Raw genomic sequence first — 19,328 nt, forward strand, 5'->3', positions numbered from 1 at the left:
AGGAGACTGACTTGAAGACACGGAAACTGGTGGCCAACAGCTGCCTGGCAATTGCCCTGTCGGCCGCGCTGATCGGCGCCTCGCTGACCCATGCTGCCCCGGTGGCGGCACCCAACCTGACGCTGGAGCAAGTCTTCCGCGCCGAGTCGTACCGCGGCGAAGCCGCGCGCGACGCTGGCTTCAGTCACAGTGGCCGCTACCTGGCCTATGCCTGGGCCCCCTACCGTGAACCCGGTGGCGACCTGCATGTATTCGACAACAAAACCGGCAAGACCTTTCGTTTGACCTCGCCGGCCCTGATGGCCGCCTACGACGCGCCCGAGGATCTTGAGCGTTTCGAGAAGAAGCTGAAGCAGCGCAACAGCGAAAACGCCGAGCGCCAGGCCCGTGAAGAAGCCTATGCCGCCTATCTGCGTGGCGAGAAGGTGGACCTGGAGCAATGGGAAAAGGCGGCAATCGAGGAATTGAAGAAGGAATTCGCCGAGAAGAAGGCCAAGGACGAAGCCCAGAAGGCGGCGGACAAGGCTGAGGCCGACGCCGAGAAGCGCGCCATGGCGGCGCTGGCCGCCAAGCGCGCCGGCAAGCCCGCGCCTGCCGAGGCGCCTGCCTCCGCTGCAAGCGCGCCTGCTGCCGCCGCTGCCAAGGCCATCGAGAAGGAATCCTGGGAATGGCGCGACGAGCTGAAGAAGAAGCTTGCCAAGAACAAGCTCAAGGCCGGCGACCTCTATCCCGGCGTGCGCCAGATCGTCTGGGCCAATGAGAAGGACGAGCTGATCTTCCAGTACCGCGGTGCCTTGTTCCGCTGGGTGGCCGGGTCCGAGCGTATCCAGCCGCTGCTGGGCACGCAGCGCAATCTGCGCATCGTGGCCTACACGCCGGATGACCAGGGCTTTGTCTACATGGACGAAGGCCGCGTCCTGCGCTCGCGTTTCGCCTCGGGTGGCGTGCAAGTGCTGAACCGTGAGCTGATCCATCCGGACGACGCCGACAAGAAGTACAAGATCGCGAACACCGTGATCAGCGAAGACGGCCGCTGGATGGCTCTGACTGCGCTGGCACCGCTGGGCGAAGAGGGCAAGCCTGCGCCGAAGCCGGGCCGCCAGGTCGAGATCATGAATTACGGCGAGCGCTTCGCCGCCGCCAAGAAGGTGGACCGCGAAGTGTCGGACGACAAGCGCATGGTGCAGGCCGCGGCGCTCTACATCCGCCCCGTGCCGCAAGGCGATGCTGCCCCTTCCAAGCAGCCCGCACCGGTGTTCACGCATCCGGGTGGCGATGTCTGGTTCGAGATGAGCCCTGTGGCCTGGAGCAAGGACGGCAAGCGCTATGCGTTCGCCACCTGGGAGCGCGAGAAGGAACTGCTGAAGGTCTACCTGGGCTCGGCCAGCGAAACGGCCAAGCCCGAAGTGGTGATCGAGCGCCGCGGCGACGTGGGCCACGAAGTGGTCAGCGTCATCAGCCCGCGCTTCACGCCCGATGGCCAGACTCTGGTCGTGGCCATGGACGAAGCCGGCTGGCGCCAGCCCTATGGCTGGAACATCGCCAAGCGCGAACTCAAGGCCCTCGTGAAGGGCGACTTCGAAGCCCACCAGGTGCTGGGCTTCACGCCTGACAGCAAGAGCATGCTGGTGCTGTCCAACAAGGACGACCTGGCGGCGATGAACGTCTACAAGGTCAACCTGGCCGACGGCAGCATGCAGGCCCTGGGCACCGCACCCGACTACCACCGCAACGCGGTCGCTTCCTACGACGGCACGCAGGTCGCCGCCATGGCCGGCAACTGGGCCCAGCGCCCGGAGCTGAAGCTGCTGAAGGTCGGCGCAGCGCCCAAGGTGCTGACCGACAGCCATGACGCCGCCTGGTCCAAGGTGGATGTGATGCGCCCCGAGCGCTTCAGCTTCAAGAACCGCCATGGCGACACCCTGCATGCCTACTGGTTCAAGCCCGCCGGCTGGCAGGCCAGCGACAAGCGCCCGGCCGTGGTCTACGTCTACGGCGGCCCCTTGAACGACCGCCACACGGTCGAGACCGACAGCTTCCAGCCTACCGGCTACATGTTCGGCATGTACATGGCGGCCAAGCATGGCTACGTGACGGTGGCTGTCGACACCCGCGGCCACTCGAACTACGGCCGCCGCTTCTCGGGCGCCAACTTCGAGCAGGTCGGCCTGCCGCAGGCGGAAGACCTGGAAGACCTGCACAAGTACATCGCAGCCAATCTCGGCGTGGATGGCGCCCGCATCGGCCTGAACGGCTGGAGCTTCGGTGGCTTCCAGACTCAGTACACGCTGTACAGCAAGCCCGATCTGTATGCCGCCGGCATTGCCGGTGCCGGCCCGACCGAATGGGAGAACTACAACAGCTGGTACAGCGGCCGCACGATCGGCAAGGTGGATCGCACGAAGCCCAATCTGCGCAAGTATTCGCTGCTGCCGATGGCCAAGCACCTGAAGAAGCCGCTGATGCTGGTGCACGGCATGCAGGACCCGAACGTGCTGTACCAGGACACGGTCAACGTCTACCGCGAGCTGCTCGTGACGGGCAAGGAATCGCTGGTCGAGCTCTTCCTCGATCCGGACGGCGAGCACGGCATGGGCGGCGCGGTCAAGCCGGCCGGCTGGCACCGCAAGTACGAGCGCTTCTGGCTCGACCATCTGGGCGCTGTGAAGTGATGAAAGAAGAAAGCCCGGCACATGCCGGGCTTTTTTTGCCTGCCGATCCGGGCCGGCGGCTAGCGGCACTTAGCTGCCGCTCGTTTTTGCGCCTTGGTCGGTCGAAGATCAGGCCAGCAGCGGGCGCCCCTTCGCTCATGTCCCCCGGCCTTCGGCCTCCTCCTTTACTTCGCTGCGGGGCACCCACTGCCGTCCTGATCCGCACCACCGTGGCCTGCGCCGGGTGGCAGGCGCAGGTTCGGCCGATGGCCTCGGCGGCGCGAAAGAAGGGAACAGCGAGTAGCAGCTAAGTGCCGCAAGCCGCCCTGCAATCAAGCCTGCCGCCGCATCCTCAGAATCGTCCAGCTGTTGGTGGCCAGCAGCGTCAGCTCCAGCAGGGAGCCGCCGATGGAGCCGACCAGCAGGTTGTTGGCGACCCAAAGGCCCGTGCCGACCAGCATCAGGAGTCGCATCTGCAGCCCTCGCAGGAAGAACAGTGCGCTGGTGCCGATGATGGAGGCCGTGATTGGCAGGAGTGAAGCCCAGCCCTGGAACAGCCACAGGCCCAGGCCCGCTGACAGGCCGATGAAGATGAGCGCCACCCCAGCCGAGCGGCTCTTGATCGAGGCCAGCGAGCGGCCCAGCGACACCAGCGTGGAAGCCACGGCCGTGGGTTCGCCCAGGAGCCAGAAATGCAAGGCATAAGCCGCGCATTCGCCGGCCATGAAGAGCTTGAAGCGCAGGTCGTCCTTCTGCGCGAAGCAGGCCAGGCCCAGCGCGAATGCAAGATAGCCTAGCAACTGGGCCGGGCTCAGCCAGTCGGCCATCTTGTCGCTGGGGGATCAGGCCGCGTTCAGGCGGGATAGCGGCGCGCGAACAGCTCCGGCACTGACTCGGCCACAGAGCGGCTCAAGGCGTCGCGCACGGTCGGGTCGCCCAGCTCCTCGCGCTCTTCGTCACTGAGCTGCGACTCGTCGCCGCCCAGCTGGGCAATCGGCTCCAGGAGCACACCTGCTTCGGCGTCGTCGAAAAGCGGCGCCCAGGCTTGCGGGTTCATGTCCACGGCAGTCAAGAAGCCGATGCTCCATTCCTCGGCGTCGATCATTTCGGCATCGCCCTTCTCGGCGACGCTGAAGATCGGTTCCCAGCGGTCGGGCGCCTCGCGCAATTGGCAGGCGATCGAATGCAGGTGGCGCAGCGTCAGCAGCACGACGCGCTTCTTCTGCTTGCCGCTCTTGAACGGTGCAGGGTCTTCAGCGCCATCGCCGCCCCAGATCGCGGGAAGCCAGGCGGCGCCGGGCAGCTCCTCGATGGCTTGGGGGCTCAGCAGCAGGGCGGTCAGGTAACCGTCCAGGCCTTCGATATTCATCGCGGCGTCGGTCGGCAGCTCCATCAGGAGGCCGTCCAGCGCCTCGAGCTCGGCATCGGTGAGGGGCAGGCGGTCGGCCTGCTGCGGGCGGTATTGGGGATATTCCATGGGGGGCTTTTCAACCAGGTCGGCCGTGGCGGCTCTTGGGTTTCGTGGCGTCGAACTGCAGCAGCTGGCTCTTCAGCAAGGCCATCAGCACGCGGGCATTGGCCTCGGTCATGATCAGCATGGAACTGGGCTCGATGCCCTCGACCGGCGCCCTGGGCGTGATCAGGGCATCCATCTTGAGCATGACCTGGCCGTGGGGGGAGTTCGAGGCAGCCTTGAACTTCTGGATTTCGACGTTGTGAATCTTCATAAGGCCTCTATTAGAACTGGTAGCCGAGCTGGGCCCGCAATTGCGCCCTGGGCGACTCCTTGTTGAGCCCCAAAAGCAGGCCCGCGTCCCAGCGCAGGCTGCCGCCGGCATAAGGCATGTGGCCGAAAAGCGCCGGGCCCAGCACATGCTCCTGCAGCCCGAAACGATGCGGGTTGGAGACCGGGCCGGTTTCGCCCAGCGCCTGCACGCCCCATTCCCAGCCTGGGGCCAGCAAGGTCTTGATCTGGGCCTGGTACTGCAGCTCGGCCGGCAGGTAGCGGCCAGGCCTGAGCCATTTGTAGATGAAGACGTTGACGTTCAGGTCGAAGCCGTCACCGGCGTACTGGAACATCGGGCCTATCGACCAGGTCCAGCCCGAGTTGGCAAAGTCGGGCTTCCAGATGCTGGTGTAGAGCGCCCAGTCGCTGCGCGCGCTGCTGCCGAGCGCGAACTGGTTGGTCAGGTACCAGCCGTTGTAGGACATGTCACGCCCGTTGTCGCGATTCCAGCTGACCCAGGCTTCGGTGTACCAGTTCGACGTTGGCGCGATGCCCACGGCCAGCGACTGGCCGCTGCTGCTGATCTCGCGCTTGTCGGCAGCACCCCAGCCCAGGCGAACCAAGGGGCGGCTGCTGCCGAAGTAGGGCGTGACCACGTAGTCGTAGGCATCGGCGGCTGCCGAGCCTGCAGCGGCTGTCAGCAACAGAGTGACGAGCAATCGCCTCATCGCTGCGCCTCGTCCGGACTCAGGGCCATGCGGGCATTCATCGCTGCCTCCTTCATGATCAAAGACTGCTCATACGCAGCGCCCGGTCGGGCGGGATCAGCTGACTTTAGTCCTTCTTTGCGGCGCCGCGCAGCCGGCCGACGAGGTTCACGCCGGCCAGTACCAGCGCACCTGCGAGCACGCCCACCAGGCCGTCACCGAGCAGGCCGCCCAGCCAGCCTGCCGGGCCCATGGCTGCCTGAAGGGATTCGATCGCATGGTGCAGCGCCGGCACGCCATGGGTCAGGATGCCACCGCCGACCAGGAACATGGCCGCCGTGCCGGCGATCGACAGGAACTTCATCAGCCAGGGCGCTGCCACCAGCAGGCCGCGGCCCAGGCTTTGCTTCCAGGCCGCAGACTTGCGGCTCAGCCACAGGCCAAGGTCGTCGATCTTCACGATGCCTGCCACCAGGCCGTAGACGCCGATCGTCATCACCACGGCAATGCCTGTGAGCACCAGCACCTGCGTGGTGAAGGAGGCCGTGGCCACCGTGCCCAGCGTGATCGCGATGATCTCGGCCGACAGGATGAAGTCGGTGCGGATCGCGCCTTTGATCTTGTCCTTCTCGAAGGCCGCCAGGTCGACCTTGGGGTTGAGCAGTGCTGCAGTCAGCGCGTCGTGCTCGGCCTTCTCTTCGGCCTCGCTGTGCAGGAACTTGTGGGCCAGCTTCTCGAAGCCCTCGAAGCACAGATAGGCGCCGCCCACCATCAGCAGCGGCGTCACCGCCCATGGCGCCCAGGCGCTGATGGCCAGCGCGGCGGGCACGAGGATGGCCTTGTTGAGCATCGAGCCCTTGCCGACAGCCCAGACCACGGGCAGCTCGCGATCTGCGGCAACGCCGGTGACCTGCTGCGCGTTCAGCGCCAGGTCGTCGCCCAGCACGCCGGTGGTCTTCTGGGCCGCGACCTTGCTCAGCAGGGCCACGTCGTCGAGCGTGGTGGCGATGTCGTCTAGCAGTGCGAGCAGGCTGGAGGCCATGCGGAATCCTTGGAAACGGGTGGTGACAAATGCGTCGAGGCGAGTTTGTACCCGATCCCAGGCCTTGTGCCTGCGGGGGTCAAGCCTTGCCTTTTGCCCTGGGCTCGCCTAATTTGCCTTATGGCACGTCCCACACGCATCGAATTCGCTGGCGCTGTCTACCACGTCTGTTCGCGCAGCGAAGCCGGCGAAGGGGTGTTCGTGGACGATATCGACCGCCAGGCGCTGCTGACCGTGCTCGGCCAGGCGATGCAGCGCTTCGATGCGCAGGTGCTGGCCTTCTGCCTGATGCCCGACCAATTCAACCTGCTGCTGTTCACCCGTCAGGCGAACCTATCGCGCCTGATGCGCCACATCAACGGCGTCTACACCCAGGGCTACAACCGCCGGCACGGCACAAGCGGCCATCTGTTCCAGGGGCGCTTCAAGGCGGTGCTGGTGGACCGGGAGGCCTTGCTGCTCGATGCCTGCCGCTATGTGGAACTGAACCCGCAGCGGGTGGGCCTGGTGCGCAGCGCAGCCGATTGGCCCTGGTCCAGCTGCCGCGCCCATCTGGGTCTGGCCGAGCCGCCGGCCTGGCTGGATGTGGACGGCCTGCACAGCCACTTGCTGGAGCGGCCGGCCCTGAGCAGCGCCGACCACCGGCGCGCAGCCGAGCGCTATGCCAGGCTGCTGGCCGCCGACCCCAACCTGGACCTCTGGCAAGGCCACTTGCGCCAGCAGATCTTTCTTGGCGACGCCAAGTTCGCTGAGCGCATGCAGGCGATGACGCGCCAGCGTCGCCGCGGCGCCGAGCTGCCGCGTTCCGGCCGCCAGCGCAGCTTTGCGCAGTGGCTGGGCGATTGCGGCTCGCGCGAGCAGGCGCTCTACCGCGCGCACACCGAGGGCGGCATCTCCATGACGGCGCTGGCCGGCGAGCTGGGCCTGTCGGTCTCGCGGATCAGCCGGCTGATCAAAGGTGTCGAGCGCGGTGCCGGATGAGCAAACGCTGGCTCTCCTTCGCCGTCATCGCCTTGATGCTGGGCGGCCTTGCTCGGGCCGCGGAGCCGTATTCGGGCCCGCTGTTCGACGCCCATCTGCACTTCAATGTCGAGGCTTCGGAGGGCGAGCACCCGTTGCCGGATGTGCTCGCTCGCTTGAAGAGGGCTGGCGTGCACGCTGTGCTGGCCAACAGCCGGCCGAATGCCGGCACGCACGAGCTGGCCGCCAGTGCCGCGCTGCGCGATGCGGGCATCACGGTCGTGCCCTTTGTGCGGCTCTACCGAAACCGGGCCGACTACACCGGCTGGTTTGCCGACGCGAGCATTCACCAGATGGTGCTGGAGGAGCTCACGCGCGGCACCGCCAGCGGACCATTTCGCGGCCTGGGCGAGTTCCATCTCTATGAAAGCGCCAATGCAGACGGGCCAGTCGCCCGCTCGCTGATGAAGCTCAGCGTCGAGCGGGGCCTCTGGGTGCTGGCCCATGTGGACGATGACGCGATAGACAAGCTGATGGCCCACGCGCCGCAGGCCCGCCTCATCTGGGCCCATACCGGCATTGGCGGCACCCCGGTCAAGCGGGTGCGCGAGCTGCTGGCGCGCTATCCGCAGTTGATGGGCGAGCTGTCTTACAGGCCCGGCCTTACCTTGGGCGAAGGCCGGCTCAGTGCCGAATGGCGAGAGCTGCTCAGCCAGCACAGCGAGCGCTTCCTGATCGGCTCCGACACCTGGACACCTTCGCGCTGGCCGCAGTACGAAGGCCTGATGCAGGAAGCCCGCCGCTGGCTGGCCGACCTGCCGCACCTTGCCGCCCAGCGCATTGCCTGGGGCAATGGCCAGCGCATGTTCGCTCTGCCCGAGCCTTGAGGACGCGGGTGACGGTCCCGGGGATGTCCCCACAGCCTGTGGACAAGATCGTGGGCAAGCTGCCCACAGCGCAGCCAAGTCCTTGATCCTTCAAGCAGATTCTTGCCGTGCCCAAAAATGCGGCAGCGCTGGCGATTCATCGCCCAGGCTGTCGAATCGTCGGGCGGCATTCGCCCTCGGCCCATGCGCTTCCTAGCATTCGTCCCATCCCAAACCCAACCGAGGAGACGACGATGCAAACGACAGCAATGAAGATGAAGAAGGCGGTGCTGACCCTGCTGGCCGCTGCGGCATGCGCGGCCATCGCAGGTTCCGCCCTGGCGCAGCAGATCGAGCTGAAGCCCGGCCGCGAGGTGCTGGAAGGCGAACCGGTCAGCCTGGCGGTGAGCCAGCTCAAGCCGGGCAGCGAGGTCCGCCTGCGCACGCTGCGGGTCGTGCGAAGCCCTTACATGGGCGCCCAGGTCTTTCGCGCCGAAGCTACTCTTGTGGCCGATGCCAATGGCCGCATCGATACCGCCAGCCAGGCACCGCGCAGCGGAAGCTACAGCGGTGCGGACAGCCGCGGCCTGTTCTGGGCGATGAAGCCGGCGCGCGTCGATGAAGCCTTGGCCAGGCAGCTGCGTGAGGCGCCTGCAGGCGAGGTCCTGATACAGGCCATCAGCGTTGCGGCCGATGGTGCCGAGTCCGTGTTGACCGAGCAGCGCCTGCTGCTGCGCCCGGTCGTCGAAGGCCTGCAGCGCCGTTCGGTCGAAGGCATGGCCGGTGCGCAACTGGTACTGCCCGCCAAGGCAGGGGCCAGGCTGCCGGTGGTCATCGTGCTGGGGGGCTCGGAAGGCGGCGCCGGCATGGCCGGCGGCATTGCCAACGATCTCGCCTCACGAGGATTTGCCGCGCTCTCCCTGCCCTACTACTCGCCGGGCCGCTGGGGTGCGACCGGCCCGCAGCCGCCGGAACTGCCGGAGCTGCCGCGCAGCTTTGCGATGATCGAGCTGAGCCGCCTGGAGCAGGCGCGAGACTGGCTGCAGAAACAGGCCGAGGTCGATGGCTCGCGCATCGCGGTCTACGGTGTCTCCAAGGGCTCCGAGTTCGCCTTGTCGGCAGCTGCACGCATGCCGTGGCTGCGTAGCGTTGTCGCCGTGGTACCCACCGACGTGGTCTGGGAAGGCTGGGATTCGTCCAACAGCTCGGCGGCCAACCAACCGTCTTTCGCCTGGAAGGGTCAGGCCTTGCCCTTCGTGCCGTACCAGGACTTTCAGAAGGAGTTCGCCGGCTTCGCCACGGGCGCGCCGGTGATCGTGCGCCGCCCGCAGGACAAGGGCCGTGCTGCCAACCCCGAACGTGCCGTCGCGGCGCGCATCCCGGTCGAGCAGTACGCCGGCCCGGTCCTGCTGATTGCCGGCACCGACGACCAGATGTGGGACTCCGGCGGCATGGCCCGCGCCATCGCGGCCAAGCGCTCAGAGAAGGGCTTGCCGACCGAGGCCCTGGTCTATGAGGGTGCCGGCCACGCCATCGTCGGCAGCGGCTATGCGCCGACCACGATGCACAACGCCGGCCCGATGAAGATGGGCGGCTCGCCCGAGGCCGATGCCCGCGCCCAGGGCGATGCCTGGCCGCGCATGATCGCTTTTCTCAAGCGCACGCTGGCGCTCTGAAGCGCAATTTCACTGCTTCTCGGCGAGGGCCTTGAGGTTGGCGAGGCCGCCCTCGAAGTCCTTGCCGATCATGCCGTCCATGAACAGGGCGAACCAGCGCATCAAGGGGTTCTTGCCCATGTCGCCCTCCATGCTCCAGGTGACCTGGGTCGTCTCGCCTTGCGGCTCGAAGCGGAACTCGCCGGTGGACGTGGATTCGAAGTCGGGGAAGAAAAGGTCGTAGCCCACGCGCTTGGGCGGCTCGGCGGTGGTGAAGCTCATCCGGCCATCGCCTTCGCTCTTGCTCTTCCAGGCCCAGACCGCGCCAGGGCCAGATTCGGGGCCGCTGTACTCGATCGTCATGGCCGGGTCGCGCTGGTTCCAGACGCTCCATTGCTTCCACATGCGCGGATTGGCCACCAGCGCATAGACCTTGTCCGGTGCGGCCTTGATGCTGACCGTGCGCTGGACCTTGTACTTGGACGAGATCAGCATGCCGCCAACCAGCAGCACGGCCGCGAGGGCCAGCACCATCAGGCCAAGGATCTTGAGAGCTTTCATGAGCATTGCTCCTTTGCATCTGGGTGGCCGGCAGCTTCGCGCCAGGGTCTTTTCATCGCAATGCGAACAGACCCTAGACTTCGCCTCATGCTGTCAATCGAACAACAAGCTCAGTTTCGTGAGCAGGGCTATCTGGTACTGCCCGGTTTCAAGTCGGTCGCCGCGATTGCCGCCGTGCGCGAACGCGCCGGCCAGATCGTCGAGGCCTTCGACCCCAGCGAGAACCGCCCGGTCTTCACGACCCAGGAGCAGGACCGCAAGGTCGACGACTACTTCCTTGATTCAGCCACCGAGGTGCGTTGCTTCTTCGAGGAGGAGGCGCATGACGAGCAAGGCCGCCTGCGCGTGCCCAAGCATCTCGCGATCAACAAGATCGGCCATGCATTGCACGACCTCGACCCGGTGTTCGAGCAGTTCTCGCACGGGCCTGAACTGGCCGCCGTGGCGCGCGACCTCGGGCTTACCCAGCCGCAGGTCTGGCAGTCGATGTACATCTTCAAGCAGCCCGGCATTGGCGGCGAGGTGCGCTGGCACCAGGACGCCTCGTTCTTCGACAGCGATCCGATCACGGTGACCACGTTCTGGTTCGCCCTGGAAGAAGCCACGCGCGAGAACGGCTGCCTGTGGGTTGAGCCGGGCGGCCACCGCGGGCCCTTGCGTGAGCGCTTTGTGCGCGAAGGCCGGCAGGTGAAGATGGAAACGCTGGATACGACGCCTTGGCCGGGGCCGGACTATGGCGCGGTGCCGCTGGAGGCTGCGGCGGGCACGCTGGTGCTGTTCCATGGCCTGCTGCCGCACTACAGCGCGCCGAACCGCTCGTCAGTTTCGCGGCATGCGTACACGTTGCACGTGACCGATGCGGCCAGTGCCTACTCGCCGCGCAACTGGTTGCAGCGGGGCGATGAATTGCCTGTGCGCGGCTTTACTTAGCCTTCTTGGTCGGCCGTGCCCACCCGGCGATCCCAACCTGCTTGCCGCGAGCCACTGCCAGCTCGCCCGCACCCACGGGCTTGGTGATCGTCGAACCGCCGCCAATGGTGGCGCCAGCGCCGATCTCGACGGGGGCCACGAGCACGCAGTTGGAGCCCACATGCACATCGGCGCCGATCACCGTGCGGTGCTTGTTGGCGCCGTCGTAGTTGGCAGTGATGGAGCCGGCGCCGTAGTTGACGCGCTCGCCCACGGTGGCGTCGCCCAGATAAGCCAGGTGATTGGCCTTGGCGCCCTTGGCCAGGGTCGAGTTCTTCACTTCGACGAAGTTGCCGATGTGGACCTCGTCGCCGAGATCTGCGCCCGGGCGCAGGCGGGCGAAGGGGCCGATCAGGGCGCCAGCGCCGACCTTGGCGCCACCGGCCTTCTCGCCGTCGATGTGGGTGAATTCATGGATGCGCGCGCCGGCGGCAATCGTGGCGTTGCGGATCACGCAGTAGGCGCCGATCTTGACGTTGTCGCCCAGCGTGACCTGGCCTTCGAACACGCAGCCGACGTCGATCTCGACATCCGAACCCACCGTGAGCTCGCCGCGCAGGTCAAAACGCGCCGGGTCGGCCAGGCGGGTGCCATGGCCCTCCATCAGCGCCTCGGCCTGCTGACGCTGGAAGCGGCGCTCCAGGTCGGAAAGCTGCAAGGGGCTGTTGACGCCCAGCACCTCGGTTTCGTTCGGCGCGGCGATGCCGGCGACCGGCAGGCCCTCGGCCACGGCCATGGCGACGATGTCGGTCAGGTAGTACTCGCCCTGGGCGTTGTCGTTCGAAAGAAGCCCCAGCCAGCGCTTCAGCGCGGCGGTGGGCGCGGCCATCATGCCGGTGTAGCCCTCGCGGATCTGGCGCTGCTCAGGTGTCGCGTCCTTGTGCTCCACGATGGCGCGCACGCCACCGGAGCCGTCGCGGACGATGCGGCCATAGCCGCTCGGGTCGGCCAGCTCAATCGTGAGCAGGGCGAGCTGCTTGCCGCCCTGGCAGGCCTCGACCAGCTTGGCTGCGGTCTCGGTGCGGATCAGCGGCACATCGCCGTTGAGGATCAGCGTGACGGCGGCTTCATCGTCCAGTGCCGGCACGGCTTGCTGTACGGCGTGGCCGGTGCCCAGCTGGGGCATCTGGCGCACGAAGCGCAGCGCCGGTGCCGCCACCGCGGCTTCGACGGCTTCAGCGCCATGGCCGGTGATGACGATGCGGCGCGCCTCGCCCAGGCCCATGCTGGTCTGCAAGACATGCTGCAGCAGCGAGCGGCCAGCCAGCTTGTGCAGGACCTTGGGCAGGGCGGACTTCATCCGCGTGCCCTTGCCTGCGGCCATGATGACGATGTTGAGCGAAGACGACGACATGCGCGGCGATTCCTGTTGGAGGAAAAGCCGCGATTATCACGGCATGCCGCGCCGACAAGGTGCGCGAACGCTGCGCGCGCCTTGTAGGATCAGCGCTGGATCGTCACCGAAACAGGGTGCGGCTTCTCATTGGCTTTCGGGAAGTCTGTCAGCGCCGCCTGGAACATCGCGCCGAAGACCTTGTCGTCGCCGACCGAGAGGCCGTCGCTCTGGGCCCGGGCCTCGTAGACCGCCTGGCCGGTGGCACGTTCGCGCACCAGCAGGGCGACTTCGCGCTCATAGCTGCGGTCGCGCAAGGTGAAGGGGCCATAGAACATGCGGCTCGGCGGGCCGTAGCGCCAGTTCATGCGCCAGTGGCGCCACAGCGGGTCGTCCCAGGGTGAGTATTCAGTCAGCGTCGAGCGGGCACCGACAGCGACCAGGAACTCGGCATTCTTGGGATCGGCGGCCGCCGTGAAACCGGCCTTCTCGAGTGCGGCCCGGGCGGCGGCTTCCAGGGCATCGCGCTCCGTCGAGCCCTTCTGCGAGGGCATGCGTTCAATGGCATAGCTGCCGGCCTTGCGGTCGGCCGGCCATTCGCCATAGGTGGCCACATCGCTGGTCAGGGTGTACACGCCGCTGCAGCCGGTGGCGGCGAGGACCGTGGCGCCCAGCAGGGCGGCCAGGGCTAGACGTCGTTGGATTTTCATCATGGCCTCCAAGTCATTGTGTGAGGCCATTGTGAACGCTCCGGGCTGCCCTTTTGTTTACCAATGTTTCAGGCGACGTCTCTTTGCAGGCTGATCACGCCCATCGCCGGTGCCGGCGTACCGCAGGCCTCGTCTTCGTCAAAGGCGATGTCGCCGCCTTCCATCGGCGTGCCGGTGGCCTTGATGGTCGTGAACGGATAGAGATTGCGGTCCATCATGTGCGAGCTGACGATATTGCCCATGGCGGTGAACATGTTCTCGATGCGGCCAGGGAAGCGCTTGTCCCAGTCGTTCAGCATGGCCTTGACCTGCACGCGCTGCAGGTTCTCCTGGCTGCCGCAGAGGTTGCACGGAATGATGGGGAACTCGCGATGCTCGGCCCAGCGCACCAGGTCGGGCTCGCGCACATAGGCCAGCGGCCGGATGATGACGTTCTTGCCGTCGTCGCTGACAAGCTTCGGGGGCATGCCCTTCATGCGGCTGCCGAAGAACATGTTCAGCATCAGCGTGGTGACGATGTCGTCGCGGTGGTGACCCAGCGCGATCTTGGTGGCGCCCAGCTCGCCAGCCACGCGGTAGAGGATGCCGCGGCGCAGGCGCGAGCACAGGCTGCAGGTGGTCTTGCCCTCGGGGATGAGGCGCTTGACGATGGAGTAGGTGTCCTGCGTCTCGATATGGAAATCGACGCCGCGCGACTTCAGATAGGCGGGCAGCACTTCATCCGGGAAGCCGGGCTGCTTCTGGTCGAGGTTGACGGCCACGATGTCGAACTTGATCGGCGCGCGCTGCTTCAGGTTGATCAGGATGTCCAGCAGCGAGTAGCTGTCCTTGCCGCCCGAGACGCAGACCATGACCTTGTCGCCGTCTTCGATCATGTTGAAGTCGGTGATGGCCTGGCCCACCTGGCGGTGAAGGCGCTTGGACAGCTTGTTGATTTCGTGCGCAGCTTTTTTTTCTGCGGCCAAGGCTTCGGCGGCCACCGCATCAACGGGGCTCAGGAGTTCGGTCGTCGTCATAGCGTGTTCACCATTGGCCACATTCGGCCGAAATTGCGACTTGGCAGTCGGGGAAGATTTCGAGTTTGCACACCTTGATGCGCACGCCCACCACGCCGTGCAGCTTCATCAGCCTTGTGCAGAGCTTGCCCAGCAAGGCTTCCAGCAGGTCGGTGTGTTCGGCGGTGCACTCGTCGATGATGATCTGGCGCACGCGGCGGTAGTCCAGCACATGGCCGATGTCGGCATCGCGCGAAACGATGGTCTGGGCACCGAGGTTCACTTCGGCGTCCACCTGGATCGGCTGCGGGCCTTCGCGCTCGAAGTCCAGCACGCCCAGGTTGGCGCCGAAGCGCAGGCCGGTGATGTGGATCACCTGGCGGTTGTTGCGGCGCAGCGCCAGCGGCGGCTGGCTCTCGGCCAGCGGGCGCAGGAAGTTCTCGACCTGCTTGGCTGCCACCACGCCATCGCCCAGTGCCGTCTGCACGCTCGGGTGCTGGCGGCCGCTGGTGTCACCCGCCACAAAGAGGCCCAGCGCGGCAAAGCGTGGTTCGTCGCGGAAGGGGTGGGAAGGGGCGGTGACGCCGGCACGCTGCAAGGCGTCAGACACCTGCAGCCAGGCGCTGGCTTCGGGCTCGTAGCCCAGGAGCACGGCCACATGGTCGAAAAGCTCGTCGCCGAATTGCTTCGAGCGAACCAGCAGCTTGTCGCCTTCGATCTCCACCGTTGCCGGCATCGGGTTGGCTGGGCGGCGCTCGATGCCGGCGTCGTTGTCGAGCTGCTGGATCAGATGGGTTTGCGCCCGCCAGTCGCTGCGCGACCAGATGGTCACCTGGTGGCCCCGGGCGCTGAGGTACAGGGCGTTCTCGACCGCGTTGTCGCCGCCGCCCAGCAAGAGCGTGCGGCCGGGTCTCAGTGATTCTCGGCGTTCGGTCAGTTCCAGTGAATCCAGCACATTCGGGCTGCGGGGCCGCTGCGGGTAGAGCGGCTCGGGCCGGCGCGGCTGCAGGCCGGTGGCCAGCAAGAGGCTGCGGGCCTTGAGCGACTCGCCGCCGGCCAGGAAAAGCGTCCAGCCTTCGCTGGCATGCCAGTCCAGATGATCGAGCCGGGCATTCAATCCGGTGTGGATCTGCGCCAGCTTCTCCACGTGGGCGGCATAGCTTTCGCCCAGGGCGGCCAGCGTCTCGCCGGGGTGGCCCAGCAGCCAGTCCTGAGGATAGCGCAAGGTCGAGAGGCTGCCGCAGAGCCGGCCGCTGCGCTCCAGGAGGGCGGTGGACAGGCCCAGCTGCGCCAACCAGACCGCCGCGCTGCAGCCGGCCGGACCGCCACCAATGACGGCGCAATCCACGGTGGGGGGCAGGGTGTCGGGCATGGGGCGAAGGTCGTGGGGGGCAGAGGAAAACCCTGAATTATCCCAGGCTGGGCGGGATTTGCCCTCTGGGACAATGCAGGACGCGTGAGGGACGCCGCAAATATGGCGACGCGCAGGGGCGGCCCGCCACTTGGTGGCGCTGCAATCAGATGGTTGAGGAGTCGTAGATGTTCAAGAAGATCACCGGCCGGCCCGCTTGGCGTGCCATGGCTGTTCTGTCAGCGTTTGCGCTGTCTGGCGTTGGGCCAGCAATGGCTGAAACGCAGCCGGCCGCGCAGGTCCTGCCGATTGCGGCCTATGTGGCACCGGCTGACTTTGTGCAGGTCAAATTGTCTGCCGATGGTCGCTACCTGGCGGCTTTGTCGCCGCTCAAGGGCAAGCGAAATCTGGTCGTGCTGGATCTGCAGACGATGACGTCGCGGGCTGTGACCGCGCTCAGCACCAATGACGTCGTGTCCTACCAATGGGTTGGCTCTGAATTTCTGGTTTTCGAACAGGGCCAGATCGATACGCCCACCGGAGCCGAACGCGCGCCCGGGATCGGACCCTCGGCGGTCCGTCGAGACGGCACCGGTTTTCGCCGTTTGCGACAAATCTACAAGTCGGCCAATGTGCTGCGCCCCGTGCCGGGCTCGAACACCGACGTCATCATCAGCGCGCGCATGCGCACCGAGCGGCCGGACCTTTACAGGGTCAACCTCGCGACCGAAGAGCGCACCTTGCTAACGCCGGACAAGCCCATCCGGATCATGCAGTGGTTGCTGGACAACGAGGCGCAACCGCGTGGTGTCGTGGTGGCGAACAAAGACGATGTGCCTGAAGAGGAACTGGTGCGCACCGTGATGTTGCGCGAGTCGCTTGACAAGCCATGGCAGGAGATCGCGCGCTTCGGTTTCAAGCAGGCCGATGCCTGGGAGCCGCGCGCCTTTGCGCCCGACAACCGCAACCTGATCGTCGAGTCGCGCGGCGGCAAGGACACCAGCGGCCTGCATCTATTCGATGTCCAGAGCAAGACTGTCGGTGAACTGATCTATTCGAACCCCCGCTACGACGCCAGCGAGACTGCGCTGCAGCGTGACCCCTCTAGCGGCCGAATCATTGGCATGAGCGTGAACGCCGAGCGCAGCCAGCAGCTGCATTTCGACGCCGACTACGCTGCGGTGCAGGCGGCAATGGAAGCGCAGTTCAAGGGCCGTGCGGTGGCCATCCAGCGCAGCAGCGGTGGCAACACGCTGGTGACGGTCTGGAGCGATCGGCATCCCGAGGTCTATTACCTGTTCGACGAGAAGGCCAAGACGCTCAAGCAGCTGCTGCGCTCGCGCCGCGAGTTGAATGAGCGCCACCTGGTTGAGATGCGCCCCTTCCTCTTGAAGACGCGCGACGGCCTGGAGATTCCGTCCTACTACCTGCTGCCGCCCGACTACCAGCCCGGCCAGAAGCTGCCCACCGTGGTCCACATCCATGGCGGCCCTCATGTCCGGGCCGACTCCTGGGGCCCGATGGCCGGCAGCGGTGTTCGGGAGGCACAGGTGCTGGCTTCGCGCGGCTATGCGGTGATACTGCCTAACTTCCGGATCACGCCGGGATTCGGCGAGCGTATCTACGACGCTGGCTGGGGCGAGATCGGCCGAAAGATGTCTGACGACCATGAAGACGCAGCGCATTGGGCCGTGGCCCAGGGTTTTGCGGACCCAGGGCGGATCTGCATCAGCGGCTCCAGCTATGGAGGCTATGCGACGCTTTGGGCGTCGATCCGCTCGGCCACCGTCTTCAAGTGCGGCATGGCAGGCCTGGTCGTCAGCGACCTGAAGCGCCAGCTGAACTCGACCCAGACCGACTTCTCTGGCAGCGACTCGGCCGTGGCCTTCTGGAAGCGGATCATCGGTGTCAAGGGCGACGACTGGTCGCTTGCCGATGCAAATTCACCGACGCCCCATGCAGCCCGGTCGAGCATCCCCTTGTTCATCTGGGCCGGCGCAGCAGACGTGCGCACACCCCTGGAGCAGACCGAGATGATGGTCAGCGCCCTGAAGAACGCGGGCAAGCCGCCTGAAATCCTGATGATCAAGAACGACGAAGGCCATGGCTACGGCCTGCAGGAGAATCGCGTCGACCTTTACGAGACGATGCTGAAGTTCCTGGACCGCCACATCGGCCCCGGCAGCCGCAGCGGCTCAGTGACGGCTTCGCCGCCAGTACCGCAGCAGCCGCCAGCCCAGCAGTAAGGCCAGCACGGCGCCGTAGATCGCCGGCTCGCCGAACAGCTGCTTGCCGGCGCGCATCCAGATGAAGTGGCCCAACGCGATCAAGGAGATCGCGTAGGCCACCTTGTGCAAGACCTGCCAGCGCTTGGCGCCGAGGGCCTTGATCGCGCGGTTGAAGCTCGTGGCCGCCAGCGGCACGAGCAGCAGCCAGGCGCTGAAGCCCATCAGGATGAAGGGGCGCTTGGCGATGTCCTTGGCGATGTCGGCCATCTCCAGCCCCATGTCCAGCCAGGCATAGCAGAGCAGGTGGATGCAGGCATAGGCAAACGTCGTCACGCCCACCATGCGTCTGAAGCGCGCCAGTGCCGGCTGCTTGATCAGCTCGCGCAGCGGCGTGATGGCCAGCGTCAGCCACAGCAGGCGCATCGTCCAGTCGCCGGTGCCGCGTATCAGGGCCTCGGCCGGGTTGGGCCCCAGGCCATCGTTGAAAGCGCCCCAGGTCAGCCGGGCCAGCGGCAGCAGGAGAACGACAAGCAGCAGCGGCTTGGCTGCGGGATGCAGCCAGGAAGATCGGCGCTGCACCGTCATCAATAGTTCTTCTTCAGGTCCAGGCCGGCGTAGAGCTGGCCCACCTGCGGCTCATAGCCGTTGAACATCAGCGTCGGGCGCTTCTTGGCGAAGAGGCCGTCTTCGCCGATGCGGCGCTCGGTGGCCTGGCTCCAGCGCGGATGATCGACCAGCGGGTTCACGTTCGAATAGAAGCCGTATTCCTGGCGGGCTGCCTTGGTCCAGCTGCTGGTGGGCTGCTTCTCCACCAGGCGGATCTTGATGATGGACTTGGCCGACTTGAAGCCGTATTTCCAGGGCACGACGAGGCGCAGGGGCGCACCGTTCTGCTTGGGCAGCACCTCGCCATACATGCCGAAGGCGAGCAGCGTGAGCGGGTGCATCGCCTCGTCGATGCGCAGGCCTTCGACATAAGGCCAATCGAGCGCACCGTTGCTGAGTTCGGGCATCTGGCTCTTGTCGGCCAGCGTGGTGAATTCGACGAACTTGGCGCGGGAGTTCGGCTCCACCTTCCTGATCAGCTCGGCCAGCGAGTAGCCGATCCACGGAATCACCATCGACCAGCCTTCGACGCAGCGCAGGCGGTAGATGCGCTCTTCCATCGGGCTGAGCTTCAAGAGCGCTTCGAGGTCGAAGCGCCCGGGCCTGGCGCATTCGCCTTCGACGACCACGCTCCAGGGCGAGGTCTTCAGTGTGTGGGCGTTGCGCGCGGGTTCGGACTTGTCGGTGCCGAACTCGTAGTAGTTGTTGTAGCGCGTGGCGTCTTCCATGCGCGTGGGCTTGTCCAGCACCATCGCGCCGGGCACGGCACTCTTGATGGCGGCCAGCTTGGCGCCAGCCTGCGCTTGCGCCAGATTGGGCAGCAAGGTTGCAGCAGCGCCCAGTGCCAGCAGCTCGCGCCGGCTCGCGTAGAGCGAGCGCGGCGTGACTTCGGATTCAGGCAGTCGGCCCAGGCCGCGGTCGGGAAGGAAGTGCATGGCAGGTCAGCTCATCTGTTGATCTGACCCATC

Annotated in this window: 18 protein-coding genes and 1 pseudogene; 6 read left to right on the top strand and 13 right to left on the bottom strand. The window is 66.1% G+C overall.

The window, feature by feature from the left end; all coding sequences use genetic code 11:
* The first annotated feature begins 11 nt into the window (after positions 1–11).
* Positions 12–2,672, top strand: coding sequence for a S9 family peptidase (locus ABT392_RS00630; protein ID WP_334279219.1), 2,661 nt, complete (start codon positions 12–14; stop codon positions 2,670–2,672).
* 311 nt (positions 2,673–2,983) lie between these two features.
* On the opposite strand, the gene ABT392_RS00635 is transcribed toward ABT392_RS00630, so the two are convergent.
* The 5 genes from ABT392_RS00635 to ABT392_RS00655 all read right to left on the bottom strand — a co-directional run bounded on the left by ABT392_RS00635 (position 2,984) and on the right by ABT392_RS00655 (position 6,126).
* A complete protein-coding gene (locus tag ABT392_RS00635) occupies positions 2,984–3,478 on the bottom strand; it encodes a YgjV family protein (RefSeq protein ID WP_334279218.1) in 495 nt (164 codons plus the stop codon).
* Between the two features lie 26 nt (positions 3,479–3,504).
* A complete protein-coding gene (locus tag ABT392_RS00640; protein WP_334279217.1) occupies positions 3,505–4,128 on the bottom strand; it encodes a UPF0149 family protein in 624 nt (207 codons plus the stop codon).
* 10 nt (positions 4,129–4,138) lie between these two features.
* Complete coding sequence (locus ABT392_RS00645) at positions 4,139–4,378, bottom strand: hypothetical protein (RefSeq protein ID WP_334279216.1); 240 nt, start codon at positions 4,376–4,378, stop codon at positions 4,139–4,141.
* Between the two features lie 10 nt (positions 4,379–4,388).
* On the bottom strand, positions 4,389–5,105 hold the full coding sequence (locus ABT392_RS00650) for a hypothetical protein (protein WP_395384385.1): 717 nt from the start codon (positions 5,103–5,105) through the stop codon (positions 4,389–4,391).
* Positions 5,106–5,211: 106 nt separating this feature from the next.
* Positions 5,212–6,126, bottom strand: a complete 915-nt coding sequence (locus ABT392_RS00655) for a DUF808 domain-containing protein (RefSeq protein ID WP_334279214.1) — start codon at positions 6,124–6,126, stop codon at positions 5,212–5,214.
* Between the two features lie 120 nt (positions 6,127–6,246).
* On the opposite strand from ABT392_RS00655, the gene ABT392_RS00660 reads away from it, so the two are divergent.
* From ABT392_RS00660 to ABT392_RS00670, 3 genes are all read left to right on the top strand, one after another.
* Positions 6,247–7,107, top strand: a complete 861-nt coding sequence (locus ABT392_RS00660; protein ID WP_395384384.1) for a transposase — start codon at positions 6,247–6,249, stop codon at positions 7,105–7,107.
* Positions 7,104–7,973: an amidohydrolase family protein gene (locus tag ABT392_RS00665; protein ID WP_395384383.1), complete on the top strand. Its 870-nt coding sequence runs from the start codon at positions 7,104–7,106 to the stop codon at positions 7,971–7,973. The genes ABT392_RS00660 and ABT392_RS00665 overlap by 4 nt, the downstream gene beginning before the upstream one ends.
* A gap of 233 nt (positions 7,974–8,206) precedes the next feature.
* The gene (locus tag ABT392_RS00670; protein ID WP_334279211.1) at positions 8,207–9,628 is read left to right on the top strand and encodes an acyl-CoA thioesterase/bile acid-CoA:amino acid N-acyltransferase family protein; all 1,422 of its coding nucleotides are present in this window, start codon (positions 8,207–8,209) and stop codon (positions 9,626–9,628) included.
* A 9-nt stretch (positions 9,629–9,637) separates the two neighbouring features.
* On the opposite strand, the gene ABT392_RS00675 is transcribed toward ABT392_RS00670, so the two are convergent.
* Positions 9,638–10,168: an SRPBCC family protein gene (locus ABT392_RS00675; RefSeq protein WP_334279210.1), complete on the bottom strand. Its 531-nt coding sequence runs from the start codon at positions 10,166–10,168 to the stop codon at positions 9,638–9,640.
* 87 nt (positions 10,169–10,255) lie between these two features.
* On the opposite strand from ABT392_RS00675, the gene ABT392_RS00680 reads away from it, so the two are divergent.
* Positions 10,256–11,098 (top strand): phytanoyl-CoA dioxygenase family protein, encoded by an 843-nt coding sequence (locus tag ABT392_RS00680; RefSeq protein WP_334279209.1) that lies wholly within the window; start codon positions 10,256–10,258, stop codon positions 11,096–11,098.
* Here ABT392_RS00680 and glmU read toward each other — a convergent pair.
* The 5 genes and pseudogenes from glmU to ABT392_RS00705 form a co-directional block, all read right to left on the bottom strand.
* A complete protein-coding gene (glmU, locus tag ABT392_RS00685) occupies positions 11,091–12,491 on the bottom strand; it encodes a bifunctional UDP-N-acetylglucosamine diphosphorylase/glucosamine-1-phosphate N-acetyltransferase GlmU (RefSeq protein WP_395384381.1) in 1,401 nt (466 codons plus the stop codon). The two genes, ABT392_RS00680 and glmU, sit on opposite strands and share 8 nt — an antisense overlap.
* Positions 12,492–12,580: 89 nt before the next feature.
* The gene (locus ABT392_RS00690; RefSeq protein ID WP_464970874.1) at positions 12,581–13,183 is read right to left on the bottom strand and encodes a DUF4136 domain-containing protein; all 603 of its coding nucleotides are present in this window, start codon (positions 13,181–13,183) and stop codon (positions 12,581–12,583) included.
* A 65-nt stretch (positions 13,184–13,248) separates the two neighbouring features.
* Positions 13,249–14,196, bottom strand: coding sequence for a tRNA 2-thiocytidine(32) synthetase TtcA (ttcA, locus tag ABT392_RS00695; RefSeq protein ID WP_334279206.1), 948 nt, complete (start codon positions 14,194–14,196; stop codon positions 13,249–13,251).
* A 7-nt stretch (positions 14,197–14,203) separates the two neighbouring features.
* Complete coding sequence (locus ABT392_RS00700) at positions 14,204–14,572, bottom strand: dihydroneopterin aldolase (RefSeq protein ID WP_334279342.1); 369 nt, start codon at positions 14,570–14,572, stop codon at positions 14,204–14,206.
* 81 nt (positions 14,573–14,653) lie between these two features.
* Positions 14,654–15,547: pseudogene (locus ABT392_RS00705) on the bottom strand (NAD(P)/FAD-dependent oxidoreductase); the annotation flags it as partial.
* Positions 15,548–15,714: 167 nt separating this feature from the next.
* Here ABT392_RS00705 and ABT392_RS00710 point away from each other — a divergent pair.
* On the top strand, positions 15,715–17,772 hold the full coding sequence (locus tag ABT392_RS00710; RefSeq protein ID WP_395384380.1) for an alpha/beta hydrolase family protein: 2,058 nt from the start codon (positions 15,715–15,717) through the stop codon (positions 17,770–17,772).
* On the opposite strand, the gene ABT392_RS00715 is transcribed toward ABT392_RS00710, so the two are convergent.
* Both ABT392_RS00715 and msrP read right to left on the bottom strand, forming a co-directional pair.
* Complete coding sequence (locus ABT392_RS00715) at positions 17,722–18,339, bottom strand: protein-methionine-sulfoxide reductase heme-binding subunit MsrQ (RefSeq protein ID WP_334279204.1); 618 nt, start codon at positions 18,337–18,339, stop codon at positions 17,722–17,724. The two genes, ABT392_RS00710 and ABT392_RS00715, sit on opposite strands and share 51 nt — an antisense overlap.
* Positions 18,339–19,295 carry a protein-methionine-sulfoxide reductase catalytic subunit MsrP gene (msrP, locus tag ABT392_RS00720; RefSeq protein WP_395384379.1) on the bottom strand — a complete coding sequence of 319 codons (957 nt, stop codon included), beginning with the start codon at positions 19,293–19,295 and terminating at the stop codon, positions 18,339–18,341. The genes ABT392_RS00715 and msrP overlap by 1 nt, the downstream gene beginning before the upstream one ends.
* Positions 19,296–19,328: the final 33 nt, after the last annotated feature.

Origin of the sequence: Paucibacter sp. JuS9, assembly GCF_044043925.2 — a bacterium.
GTDB lineage: Bacteria > Pseudomonadota > Gammaproteobacteria > Burkholderiales > Burkholderiaceae_C > JAUASW01.